The sequence below is a fragment of the Halorubrum sp. SD41 genome (assembly GCF_058630335.1).
Genome location: NZ_JBZVGZ010000045.1, coordinates 1 through 11,693, shown reverse-complemented (window position 1 = coordinate 11,693; position 11,693 = coordinate 1). Strand labels below are relative to the sequence as shown.

Below are 11,693 nucleotides of genomic sequence, written 5' to 3'. Positions count from 1 at the left end.
TCCTCCCCCCTTTGTTCTTCCCTGCGGGTGCGCCGGGCGCCCGCCCCCCGGGCTTTCCGGGGCGCGGGCCGCCCCGCTACTTACGTCCCCTGCGCCGCCCTGCCCGCTGCCCCTTTGAGTCCCACCCAGCACCGCACAGCGACCGCGCCTCACACCTCCCCAACCTCGTCAGTCGCCTCCGCTTCGCTCCGGCGACTGACTCCCTCGCGCGGTCGGTTCGCGCCGCTCCGCGGCGCTCACCGGCGCACGCCACCGCACCGCGCGCTTATTTATAAATGATCGCGTGTCGTTGCCGCGGTCGCGGCCGTGGTCGGACCGCGTCAGTCGTCGTCGGCCGCGGCGGCGCGGTTCCGGATCTCGATCCGGTCCTCGATTTCGGGGTCGATGCCGTGTTCGCGGGCGTACGCTGCCAGCACCTCGTACTGGATGTCGGCCTCGTCGATCCGGTGGCGCTGGGCGAGCGTCGGGTACTCGTGTTCGGAGTGGAGCAGGTACTCCGAGACCGCGACCGTGTAGCGCGCGTCGGGGTCGATGGGCTCGCCGCCGACGGCCGCCTCCAGGATCAGCTCGGCGTCGTCGTCCCAGACGACGCGCGCGTTCGAGACGTGGCCGTGCCACCAGTCGTCCTCGCCGAAGTCCACGTCGGGCGCGGCCATCTCGCGGAACACGTCGTGGAGCTCCGCGCCGGTGACCGAGGCGAGCGCGACGGGTTCCTCGAACGGGATCAGCGAGATCAGGTCGGCCTTCGTCACGTCGCCCGCCCACGGGTCGCCCTGCCGGAGCCCGCCCGCGTTCGACAGTCCGACGTCGGCGTCGTGGACCCATCGGAACGCGTCCGCGACGAAGTTGCCGACGCGGCACTCCCCGCCGTGGACCACGTCGCCCGACCGCTCGATCGGCTCCTCGACGACGTCGACGGTCTCGTCGAGGTCGGCCGCGGCCATCCGCTCCGCGAGCGCGTCCGCGAGGTCGGGCGCGGGGTCGGCCCCGTCGGGCTCGTGGAGCGTCGCCGCCGGGGGGTCGGCGTCGAGGTCGATCTCGGCCACCGTCTCCCCGTTGACCCCCGGCCGGACGAGGCGGGTGCCGTCGACGAGGTCGTTCCGGCGGCTGTGGACGTGCCCGCCGAGGACCGCGTCGACGTCGAGCTCGCGCGCGAGGTCGTCGTCGCCCGCCCCGAGGTGCGAGAGGACGACGACGTGATCGAGGGGGTCTGTACCCATGTCTTCCTCCCCGCGCTCGGCGACCGCGGTCCGCATCTCGACGAGCGCGTCGCGGGCGGCCGACATGGGGTCGTCGAAGGAGAGGTCGGCGGCCATCGGGTTCAGCGAGTCCGTCGCGGGGTCGGTGACGCCGACGAACCCGACAGTCTCCCCGTCGACCTCGCGGGTCGCCCACGGGACGACGCCCTCGGCGCGGCCGAACGGCTCGCCGTCCTCGTCGCGGACGTTCGCGGAGACGAACGTCGCGGGGGAGTCGCCGACGAGGCCGCGGAGCGCGTCGGGCCCGTAGTCGAACTCGTGGTTGCCGAACGTGTCGAAGACGGTGTCGGTCGCCTCGTAGAAGTCGAGGACCTGCCTCCCGGTCGCGACCAGCGAGAGGACGCCCGGCGCGGTCGTGTCGCCCGTGCCGACGACCGCGGCGTCGGGGCCCGAGAGCGCCCGGATCCGGCCGGCGAGGCGGGCCGCCCGCTCGGGAGCGTCGAAGACGTTCTCGATGTCGGAGTAGTGAACGAGACGGACCATTCGTTGAGCGAAGGGAGGGGCGAGCCGGGCTTAAAAAGCGCGGAGTCGGTCCGCCGCTGCGGTCTCTCGGTCGTTACCCCGTGATCCCCGCTCGCACACCCGCACGACATTGAAAGCGCTTTTATGGATGTCCGGACTACGTCGCTTCACAGCCTCTGTGGGGTTGATGATGTGCCGTGCCGTTAGGGACCGACCACGGTACGGGCACGCGAGCCCGCACGGAGGACAGGTGAACAACATATGCCCGTTTACGTAGACTACGACACCCCGGCGGACCTCGCGGAGCGATCCCTCGAAGCGCTCGAGGTCGCCCGAGACACCGGCACAGTGAAGAAAGGAACCAACGAGACCACCAAGGCCGTCGAGCGCGGCAACGCCGATCTGGTCATCGTCGCCGAGGACGTCTCCCCCGAGGAGATCGTGATGCACCTCCCCGAGCTCGCCGAGGAGAAGGGGATCCCCGTCGCCTTCGTCGACACGCAGGACGAGGTCGGACAGGCCGCCGGCCTCGAGGTCGGCTCGGCCGCCGCCGCCGTCGTCGACGCCGGCGACGCCGCCGACGACGTCGAGGACATCGGCGAGAAGGTCGCGGAGCTCCGATAACCACCCATGAGCGCAGAAGAGGGCACCGGCGACTCGACGACCGCGGAGGTCATCGAGGTCGTCGGCAAGACCGGGATGCACGGCGAGGCCATGCAGGTCAAGTGCCGCATCCAGGAGGGATCGAACCAGGGCCGGATCATCACCCGGAACGTCCTGGGTCCCGTCCGCCTGGGCGACGTGCTCCAGCTGCGGGAGACCCAGCGCGACGCCGACTCCATCGGAGGCCGATAACCAATGGTCGAGACACGTACCTGCGACTACAGCGGTGAGGAGATCGAGCCCGGCACGGGCACGATGTTCGTCAAGAAGGACGGCACCGTCCTCCACTTCGTCGACTCGAAGGCGGAGAAGAACTACCTCCTCGGCCGCGAGGCGCGCGACGTCGAGTGGACCGAGGAGGGTCACCGAGCGGGAGGCGACGAGCAGTGAGCCACCACGACGAGCGCACCTTCGTGATGGTGAAGCCCGACGGCGTCCAGCGCGGTCTCATCGGCGAGATCGTCTCTCGCTTCGAGGACCGCGGGCTCAAGCTCGTCGCCGGGAAGTTCGTCCGGCTCGACGAGGAGCTCGCGAAAGAGCACTACGGCGAACACGAGGACAAACCGTTCTTCGACGGCCTGGTCGACTTCATCACCTCCGGCCCCGTCTTCGCGATGGTGTGGGAGGGCGCGGACGCGACCCGACAGGTCCGCGCGATGGTCGGCGAGACCGACCCGACGGAGTCGCCGCCAGGCACGATCCGCGGCGACTTCGGCCTCGACCTCGGCCACAACGTGATCCACGCGTCGGACCACGAGGACGAGGGCGCGAACGAGCGCGAGATCGACCTGTTCTTCGACGACGAGGAGCTCGTCGACTACGACCTCGACACCTCCGCGTGGGTGTACGAGGACGAAGACCACTGACGCGGCCGCTCTCGGAGTTTCTCACTTTTGGCTGCCGCCGCCCGCCGAGCCATCGCTCGGCCGACACACCGCGTTTCCGGTGAATCCCGCGCGGTAACTCGCCGCTGTCTCTCGGTTTCCGTGTGGAACCTACTTATAAATCGATCAGGAACGCCCCCGCCCTCTCAGGTGTCGATCGCGATCGCGGTCCCGTCGTCCGCGACCACGATCACCTCGTCGCCGCCGTCGCCCGTGACGTCGGCGAACAGGGGGCCGCCGTAGGCGACGACGTCGCCGGCGTCGCCCCGGGCGATCACCTCGCCGCTCTGGGTCATCGCGAGCACCCCGCCGGCCCGGTTGACTACCACCGGCGCGCGCTCGCCGTTCCCGTCGACGTCGGCCATGCGCGGCTCGTTGATCCGGGTCGACGCGCCGTACTGCTGTTTCCAGATCACCTCGCCGTCGGTGAGATCGACGGCCCACACGCTCCCGAGGCCCCCGACGTACACCCGGCCGGGGTCGGCGTCCCCCACGGCGATCGGGCGGTCCTGTAGCTTGACCTCGTACCGGTCCGACCCGTCGCTCGCCTCGATGGCCTCGATGTTCCCGTTCGCGCCGCCGAGCGCCAGCACCGGCCCGTCGCGGCTGTCCGCCGCGCTCCAGCTCAGGGGATTCACGTTCGGCTCGGTCGTCCAGCGCGTGTCGCCGCTCCCGTCGAGCATGTGGACCGTCGCGGGGTTCCCCGCGTCTGTCAGCACCGCCAGTCCGCCCCGCACGTCGGCGTCGGCGTCCGGCTCGACGACGAGCGGCCGGCGGTCGATCGCTCCCGACAGCGAAGCCTCGGCGACCGAATCTCCCTCGCCGTCGACGACGCGAACGCCCCCGTCCGTCGTGACCGCGGCGACCTCCCGGCTCCCGTCGCCGGTGAGGTCGCCGATGGCCGGTCGGAGCCCGGAGGGGCCGCCGAGGTCGACCGCGAACCGCTCCGTCCCGTCGGCCGCGTCGACGACGACGAGCTCGCCCGACGCCGTCGTGAGCGCGACCACCGGGTCGCCGCCGAGCGTGCCCGCGGTGAGGCCGCTGACGGCGACCGGACTCTCGCCGGACCCGTCGGAGTCGTTCCCGTCGGCGTCCTCCCCGCCGTCACCGGTGCCGCCCCCGCCGCCTCGCTCGGCGTCCGGCCCGGAGATCGGAACCGTCCACGGGGTCTCGTCCGTCCCGGCGACCGTCGCGGTGACGACCCGCGACCCGTTCTCGACCGCGGGCCGGAGGAGAAGCGGGTCGCCGTCGACGGTCGCGATCACGGCGCCGCTGCCGTCGTCGCCCGCCGCCGGCTCGGACTCCCACACGACCGTTGTCTCCGTCGTGGCGTCGTCGACGCCGACGAACGCGAACAGCGCCACGCCGACGCCGGTCGCGCCGCCGGCCAGCAGTATCAGCGTCGCGAACAGGACGCGTCGGTCCATTTGAACCCCCTTCGGGCGTCGCCGTGAAACGGTTGTCGGATGCGGACCCGACGGTCGTCGGACGCGGCCCCTCCGGTCCGCGGCGGTCGGGAGACGCGTTCGGGGTCGACTGCTACGGCTTCAACAGCGTCGCCACGTGGTCGGCGTGCGCCTCGCCGACGAGGTCGCGCAGCGCCGCGGGGTCGCGCTCGCCGTCGGCGTTCACCAGGTGGACGGCCCCGTCGCGGTCGCCGTAGACCCCGTGGAGGTCGTAGACGAACCCGTACACGGTCGCGTTCGCCGCCTCCTCGCTCTCGCGGGCGAACGCGACCTGCTCGTGGACGTTGTACTCGACGAGGCGGTCGCGGACCGAGGTATCGGCATGGCTGTCCGGATCCCTGTCGTCCGCGCCGTCGGCCGGGCCGCCGCCGTCCGTGCCGTCGCCGTTCGCGCCTTCACCGTTCGCGCCGTCGACCGCCTCACCGACGACGGCCGGGTCGTTCAGCCCCGCCTCGACGATCGGTAACAGCGCCTCGACGTCGGCGCGGACGCCGGGCTCGGGCGGGAACTCGCCGGTTCGGGCCGCCGTGAGCGCGGCGTCGACGGCGCCACACCCGGTGTGGCCGACCACGGCGATCACCTCGGTTCGGGTGTGTCGGAGCGGGTACGCGACGCTCCCGTCGAGGACGCGCTCGCCGTCGACGAGGGCGCTCACGCTGTTGCCGATGGCGCCGGAGGTGAAGAGGAATCCCGGCTCGTCGACGGCGAACATCCCCTCTTGGGAGACGCGCGAGTCGGAACAGCAGACGGAGACCACTCCGGGGCGCTGCCCGTCGCGGTGGCGGTCGAAGGAGCCGGACGGGAGCGCGGCGACGTGATCGTCGTTGCGGTCGAGGAGGTCGACGAGTATCCGGCGGTGCATACCGTCTCGACCGTCTCCGGGCACAAAAAACGCCGTGCGCGGGGACCGAACGCGGTCGCAGCCCGAACGACGGGACGGCCTCAGGCGACGAGTCCGACCGCGGCGACCAGGAATCCGACGACGAACACCGCGATGAGCGCGACCGTCGCGATCACGACCGCGGGCGCGAGCGCCTCCTCGTTGTCGTCGAGGGCGAAGTCTTCCATGTTCTGCATGTCCGAGCCCTCGTCACGGCGAGGTTTGAACGCTTCGACCGAGGCCGCGCTACTCCCCGAACCGCTCCGTCACTGGTCGATCCACACGTTGTTGTAGTCGCTCACGACCCGCGGATTGTACTGCGAGCGCGGGTGCGCGACGAAGTCCTCGACGTAGTCGCGGACGCCGATGGAGACGCGCAGGCTGTAGCTGGGGAGGTGGACCCGGTCTTCCAGCAGCGTCGGGATGATCGACTCGTACAGCTCGCGCCGCTCGTCGATGTCGCTGGCGCGCCGGGCCTCGATGATCTCGTCCATCAGCTCGTCGTTCTCGTAGTAGGTCCCGTTGGTGGCGCCGATCTGGCCGTCGTAGAACAGGTTGTACACGTACGAGTCCGGGTCGGGACCGCCGAGCCACCCCAGCGCGTACATGTTGTAGTCGTCCTCGTCCCCCGTGCTGTACGCGTCGAGGAAGGTACCCCAGTCGTAGCGGCGCACCTCCGCGTCGTAGCCGGCCTCGTTCAGACCGTTCGAGACCGAGATCCCGATCTGCTCCCGGAGGTCGTCCGGCGGCACGATGATCCGGAAGTTGTAGTCCTCCGGGACGCCCGCGTCGGCGAGCAGCTCGGCGGCGCGGTCGGGGTCGCGGTCGTGGGGAACGTCCGCCCAGTCGTCCACCGGGAAGTCCCACGAGTCCGCGACCGGGAGCGGCACCGGTCCGTAGTTGCGCTCGCCGGCCGGTTCGACGAAGTTCGAGACCGCCTGGTCCATCGAGACGGCGTAGTCGATCGCTTCGCGGACCTGCGGGTCCGCGGTCGGCCCCTCGTTACAGTTGAACGCGATGTAGTAGTAGGAGATACCGGGCTCCGACTGGAGCGACATGTTCTCCGCGCTCTGGACCGTCTGCCAGGTCTGCGGCGTGATCCCGTCCGCGACGTCCGACTGACCGGTCTCCAGCGAGACGACGCGCGTCGTGCTCTCCGCGACCGGTTCGAACCGGAGCCGGTCCAGGTGCGGGAGCGGGTCGCCCCAGTAGTCGTCCCACTTCTCCAGGTCGACGTAGTTGCCTTCCTTCCAATCGACGAACTCGAACGGTCCCGACCCGACCGGATCCTCGAGGTTGAACGCGTCCTTGTCCTCCTCGCGGACCGACTCGGGGACCACGTTCCGCGTCAGCGCGAGCGTGTAGAAGGGACCGTACCCGTACTGGAGGTCGATCTGGACGGTCCGGTCGTCGACGACCTCGATCGTGTCGATCATGTCGACGTCCGGCGCGTTGGCGGTCTCCTCCTCGACCGGCGCGAGCAGCGAGTACTTGACGTCCTCGGCTGTGACCGGGTCGCCGTTCTGGAACCGCGGCCCGTCGCGCAGCTCCACGACGTACCGCGTCCCGTCGCGCTCGACGGTCGGCTCCTCGCTGGCGAGGTGCGGGACCGGATTCGTCCGCTCGTCGTAGGCGTACAGCGGCTCGAACACCTGCGAACACACCTGCTGGGAGTAGATGTCGTTGACGACGATCGGGTCGAACTCGATCGGCGACACCTGCTGCGAGTACACCAGCTCGCCGCCGCTCACGGGCTCGTCTTCGCCCCCGCCACCGTCGTCGGTCGCGCTGCCGTCGCCTCCGCCGGTTCCGCTCCCGTCGGTTCCGTTTCCGTCGGAGCCGCGGCCGGCGCACCCGGCGATGGCCCCCGCCGTCACCCCCGCCGCGACGCCGCGGAGCACCCGCCGCCGCGACCTGTCGAGTTCACGTGACATGGCCTGCCGTTTCGCCCCAATATATAAATCAGCGCACACACGGGCAGTGTTCGACCCTACGCCGGACAACCGGAGACAATCTCTGCTACTTCGCTGTCGCCGACGTGTTTTTGTGCGTCGGGCGAGGCGGATACGCCAAGATGCCACGCGAACAGTACCAGACGAAACTGGAGGACCTCCGCGACGACGTCCTCTACATGAGCGAGGTGGTCGCCGAGCGGCTCCGCATGGGGCTCGACGCCCTCGAACGACAGGACGAGGAGTTAGGCGAGGAAGTGATCACCGGCGACGCCGAGATCAACGACCTCTACCTCGAACTGGAGGGCCAGTGTACGGACCTCATCGCGCTCCAGCAGCCGGTCGCCGGGGACCTGCGGTTCATCGCGGCGTCGTTCAAGATCATCACCGACCTCGAACGGATCGGGGACCTCGCGACGAACCTCGGAGAGTACGCCAAACAGGCCGACCGCGAGGTCTTCCCCGACGTCGACGTCCAGCGTATCGGCGACGACACGCTCGCGATGCTCCAGGAGGCGATGGACGCCTACGCGGAGTCGGACCCCGAGCGCTGTTACGCCGTCGCCGAGTCGGACGACGACCTCGACGCCGCCTGCGAGGCCGCGAGCGAGCTCGTCGTGCGCGACCTCATCGAGCGCGACGAGCTCCGCGAGGAGGAGGACGTGGAGGCGACGATGCGGAACGTCTCGCGGCTCCTCCTCACGATCCGCGACCTCGAACGCGTCGGCGACCACGCGGTCAACATCGCGGCCCGGTCGCTGTACATGATCGAGAACGACGACGAGCTACTGTACTGATCGGGGTCTGTACCGACCGGGGAGGATGGCTCACCCCGCCTGCGGGTCGCGCGGGACCTGTCACCGAGCGAGACGCTGTCCCCGTGTTATATTCCCCTGACCGCCGACGACGTACACATGGTTCTCGGAGCAATCGTCTCGTTCGTCGTCGCGCTGTTGGTCGGTGGACTGGGGATCTACGTCAGCGGGCGCGTCGTCGCGGGCGTCGACGACTACTCACACGCGGTGATCACGGCGCTGTTCGGCGCCCTCGCTTGGGCGATCGGATCGCTGATCCCGGTGATCGGGTCGGTGATCGCGCTGGTCGCGTGGGTGTGGGTCATAAAGTGGCGCTACCCCGGCGACTGGACGGACGCGGCGATCATGGGGCTCGTCGCGTGGGCGGCCGCCCTGGTCGTCATCGCCGTCCTGAACGGTCTCCTCGGGCTCGACATCAGCGCGTTCGGCGTCCCCGGGGTCTGAGCGTCGGGTTCCGCTCAGTTCGCATCGATCCGCGCGGATCAGGTCGCGATCTCGAACCGAGCGCCGCCGGCCGCCTCGTCGGCGACGCGGACCTCCCAGCCGTGCGCGTCGACGATCCGCTCGACGATCGCCAGCCCGAAGCCGCTGCCGTCCTCCCGGGTCGTGTGGCCTTTCTCGAAGGCGCGCTCGCGCTCCGCGGGCGGAATTCCGGGGCCGTCGTCCTCGATGAACACGCCGCGGCCGTCGGGCAACACGCCGGCGGTGAGCGTGACGTCGCTGCCGCCGTGCTCGACGGCGTTGCGGATGATGTTCTCGAACGCCTGCGTGAGCCGCGCGGAGTCGCACGACAGCGGGACGCTGCCGGTGATCCGCAGCGTGCTCTCCGGCGCCCGGACGTTCTCGTAGCTCTTTTCGACGACCTCCCCGAACGGGACCTCCCGCCGATCGCCGAGCGTCTGTCCCTCCTTCGCGAGCGCCAGTAGCTCGTCGATGAGCGCGTCCATCCGCGCGACGGCGTCGAGCGCCGTGTCGACGCGCTCGTTCTCGATCTCCGACGCCGCCATGCTGAGGTTCCCGGCCGCAACGTTCAGCGGGTTCCGAAGGTCGTGCGAGACGGTCGCGGTAAACTCCTCCAACCGGTCGACCGTCTCGGTCAGCTCCCGCTCGTACAGCTTCCGGTCCGTGATATCGCGCGTTAGCCCGACGAGCGAGGTGACGTCGCCGTCCTCGTCGGTGATGGGCTTGCACCGCGACTCGACCCAGAGCCGCACCGCGTCCGACTTCTCGACCCGGTACTCGACGACCTGCGACGTCCCCTTCGAACACGACGCCATCGCCTGCCGGACGCGGTCGGCGTCGTCCTCGTGGACCCGGTCGAGGAACGTCGTCGGGTCCTCGCGGAGCTCCGCCGGCGACTGGCCGAATATCGCCTCGTGGCCGTCGTTGATGAAGCGCAGCTCGTCCCACGTCGGCGAGAAGACCCACCACACTTGGTCGGTCACGGCGGCGATCTCGCGGAGCCGCCTGTTCGTCCGGTCTCGCTCCCGCTGTGCCCGCCGGTGTTCGACGTAGGTGACGATCTTGCGCGCGAGCAGCGGCGCCTGGTTCTCGATGGTGTCTTGGATCACGTAGTCGGTGACTCCGGCCTCGATGCTCTCGCTCGCGACGGTCTCGGTCCCGGTGTTCGTGAACAGCAGGAAGGGGAGGTCCGGCCGCTCCTCGCGGACCCGCTTCAGAAACTCGACGCCCGTCACCTCGGGCATGTGGTGATCGCAGAGCACGCAGTCGATCGACGCTTCCGCCAGCAGCCGCTCCCCCTCGGCGGCGGAGTCCGCGGTCTCGATCCGGAGCCGGTCGCACTCGTCGCGTAGCCGCGTGGAAACCAGCTCTCGAAGCTGGTCGTCGTCGTTGACGTACAGCAGATCGATCGGAGGGCCGGGGTTCATGGCCCCGCTCTCGGCGGCGATCAAAAAGTCGTTCCCCCACAAAAATCACGTCTGATACCTCGCGGCCGGGCCCGCGACCCGCCGGATCCAATCGGCGGCGGCGGCCGCCGTTCGGGCCTCGGCGCGCATCAGGCCGCGACCCACCACGCCACGGCGACCGCGACGCCGCCGAGGGTTGAGCTCAGGACGGCGTGTCGGCGGAGCCGGTCCCGGAGTCGGTGGCCGTCGGCGTCGTGGTCCGCGGCGTCGACCGGGCACGTCTCGCTCCCGGTGGTACACTCCGGCAGCAGATCGACGGCGACGTGAAGGAACACGCCGGCGGCGATGCCGAAAAGGAGCCCGCGAGGTCCGCTCTCCGGCGAAAGCCCGGCGATGCCGACCGGGAGGGCCACGATGCCGACCGCCGCGGCGGGCAACGACAGGGTGACGACGGACTGCCCCCGCTCGGCGAGGCGACGGGCCGCGACGTACCCGGCGGGCGCTTTGTGCGAGACGAGCGCGACCCCGAGGACGGAGGTGAGCGAGGGCATCGCCGTGTATATCGCGCCGATGATCGCACCGGCCGAGAGCGCGTGAACCGTCAGCTCGGCCGTCGTTCGATCGACGGGTAGCTCCAGATGGGTGAACCGGTGGCCGACCGTGTGACCGGCGTACCCGCCCAGGAGGCCGACCGCTATGCCAAGGCTGCCGAGTCGACCGTGCTGGCCGAGCGCCTGTGGGATCAGGAAGAGCGCGGCGCTGGTCACCATCGCGCCGCTGGCCAGCCCGTACCCCCAGACCGGCTCCAAGGGGTGGCTGCTCCGCACCGCACGCGCTCCGAGCGGTGCGCCGACCGCCATCGCCGCGAACGCGGTCCAAGAGACCGCCACGAGCTTCCAATTAACCCCGTCGGCTATCGCCGCCACCGACAGGAGTACCAGTGCTGTCGGTCCGGCCGCTCCGACGGCTCGTTCCCGGCCGGCCGTCGATCGATCCGTCGCAGCTTGGGAGAGATGTTCTCCGGTCACTATTGTACAGTAATAACTGAACTGTCCGAATTAATAAAAACTTCGGGCACGTCTTCGGACCGGACGTGGACCTACGGCTACGAACCACGAAACCGGCCGTATCGGGGATTTAAACGGCAGGCTCTGCTGAAATCCCTTCGGAAGTGCTACACTCTGACCGGGCGTGGTCGGTACAGACGTACCGACGAGCGATTACGGGAATAAGTGTAGTACATCGTGAGTGAGGTCGTTTATAAACCAGAGTGCGGTGTTGCTGTCGGCTGTTTATAAGTGATCGACGCTACTGCGGCGAGTGCCTCCAAAGCCCCAGCCGTCGAGGCGGGCGGACACTCGCTGTGCTCCTCGTCACTCGCGTTGCTCGTTCCTGCGGTGTCGCCGGCGGCTTCGCCGCCGGCTTTCCGTGGCGCGTAGCGCCA

Annotated in this window: 14 protein-coding genes; 6 read left to right on the top strand and 8 right to left on the bottom strand. The window is 69.7% G+C overall.

What is annotated here, in order from left to right; all coding sequences use genetic code 11:
• Positions 1 to 320 precede the first annotated feature (320 nt).
• Complete coding sequence (locus AC4NMM_RS15035) at positions 321 to 1,742, bottom strand: bifunctional metallophosphatase/5'-nucleotidase (RefSeq protein ID WP_096395460.1); 1,422 nt, start codon at positions 1,740 to 1,742, stop codon at positions 321 to 323.
• 240 nt (positions 1,743 to 1,982) lie between these two features.
• Here AC4NMM_RS15035 and rpl7ae point away from each other — a divergent pair, with 240 nt between their 5' ends.
• The 4 genes from rpl7ae to ndk are packed head-to-tail and all read left to right on the top strand — an operon-like array spanning position 1,983 to position 3,250.
• Complete coding sequence (rpl7ae, locus tag AC4NMM_RS15030; RefSeq protein WP_004595322.1) at positions 1,983 to 2,345, top strand: 50S ribosomal protein L7Ae; 363 nt, start codon at positions 1,983 to 1,985, stop codon at positions 2,343 to 2,345.
• Between the two features lie 6 nt (positions 2,346 to 2,351).
• On the top strand, positions 2,352 to 2,576 hold the full coding sequence (locus tag AC4NMM_RS15025; RefSeq protein ID WP_004595321.1) for a 30S ribosomal protein S28e: 225 nt from the start codon (positions 2,352 to 2,354) through the stop codon (positions 2,574 to 2,576).
• A 3-nt stretch (positions 2,577 to 2,579) separates the two neighbouring features.
• Positions 2,580 to 2,774: a 50S ribosomal protein L24e gene (locus AC4NMM_RS15020; protein WP_096395462.1), complete on the top strand. Its 195-nt coding sequence runs from the start codon at positions 2,580 to 2,582 to the stop codon at positions 2,772 to 2,774.
• Entirely contained in the window at positions 2,771 to 3,250 is a 480-nt protein-coding gene (ndk, locus tag AC4NMM_RS15015) for a nucleoside-diphosphate kinase (protein ID WP_096395464.1), read from the top strand. The genes AC4NMM_RS15020 and ndk overlap by 4 nt, the downstream gene beginning before the upstream one ends.
• Before the next feature lie 164 nt (positions 3,251 to 3,414).
• Here ndk and AC4NMM_RS15010 read toward each other — a convergent pair whose 3' ends face one another.
• The 4 genes from AC4NMM_RS15010 to AC4NMM_RS14995 all read right to left on the bottom strand — a co-directional run bounded on the left by AC4NMM_RS15010 (position 3,415) and on the right by AC4NMM_RS14995 (position 7,548).
• Positions 3,415 to 4,695: an outer membrane protein assembly factor BamB family protein gene (locus AC4NMM_RS15010; protein ID WP_096395466.1), complete on the bottom strand. Its 1,281-nt coding sequence runs from the start codon at positions 4,693 to 4,695 to the stop codon at positions 3,415 to 3,417.
• A 112-nt stretch (positions 4,696 to 4,807) separates the two neighbouring features.
• Positions 4,808 to 5,596 (bottom strand): carbonic anhydrase, encoded by a 789-nt coding sequence (locus AC4NMM_RS15005; RefSeq protein WP_096395467.1) that lies wholly within the window; start codon positions 5,594 to 5,596, stop codon positions 4,808 to 4,810.
• 80 nt (positions 5,597 to 5,676) lie between these two features.
• Positions 5,677 to 5,811 (bottom strand): hypothetical protein, encoded by a 135-nt coding sequence (locus AC4NMM_RS15000; protein WP_269459579.1) that lies wholly within the window; start codon positions 5,809 to 5,811, stop codon positions 5,677 to 5,679.
• Positions 5,812 to 5,880: 69 nt separating this feature from the next.
• On the bottom strand, positions 5,881 to 7,548 hold the full coding sequence (locus tag AC4NMM_RS14995) for an ABC transporter substrate-binding protein (RefSeq protein ID WP_491924638.1): 1,668 nt from the start codon (positions 7,546 to 7,548) through the stop codon (positions 5,881 to 5,883).
• Positions 7,549 to 7,688: 140 nt separating this feature from the next.
• Between AC4NMM_RS14995 and phoU the strand changes: the two genes are divergently transcribed.
• A complete protein-coding gene (gene phoU, locus AC4NMM_RS14990) occupies positions 7,689 to 8,363 on the top strand; it encodes a phosphate signaling complex protein PhoU (RefSeq protein ID WP_096395472.1) in 675 nt (224 codons plus the stop codon).
• A 117-nt stretch (positions 8,364 to 8,480) separates the two neighbouring features.
• On the top strand, positions 8,481 to 8,825 hold the full coding sequence (locus tag AC4NMM_RS14985) for a hypothetical protein (protein WP_491924637.1): 345 nt from the start codon (positions 8,481 to 8,483) through the stop codon (positions 8,823 to 8,825).
• A 38-nt stretch (positions 8,826 to 8,863) separates the two neighbouring features.
• Here AC4NMM_RS14985 and AC4NMM_RS14980 read toward each other — a convergent pair whose 3' ends face one another.
• The 3 genes from AC4NMM_RS14980 to AC4NMM_RS14970 all read right to left on the bottom strand — a co-directional run.
• The gene (locus AC4NMM_RS14980) at positions 8,864 to 10,270 is read right to left on the bottom strand and encodes a sensor histidine kinase (RefSeq protein ID WP_491924636.1); all 1,407 of its coding nucleotides are present in this window, start codon (positions 10,268 to 10,270) and stop codon (positions 8,864 to 8,866) included.
• A gap of 128 nt (positions 10,271 to 10,398) precedes the next feature.
• Positions 10,399 to 11,109, bottom strand: coding sequence for a ZIP family metal transporter (locus tag AC4NMM_RS14975; RefSeq protein WP_491924639.1), 711 nt, complete (start codon positions 11,107 to 11,109; stop codon positions 10,399 to 10,401).
• A 398-nt stretch (positions 11,110 to 11,507) separates the two neighbouring features.
• On the bottom strand, positions 11,508 to 11,693 hold a 186-nt coding region (locus tag AC4NMM_RS14970), incomplete at its 5' end, for a hypothetical protein (protein ID WP_491924635.1).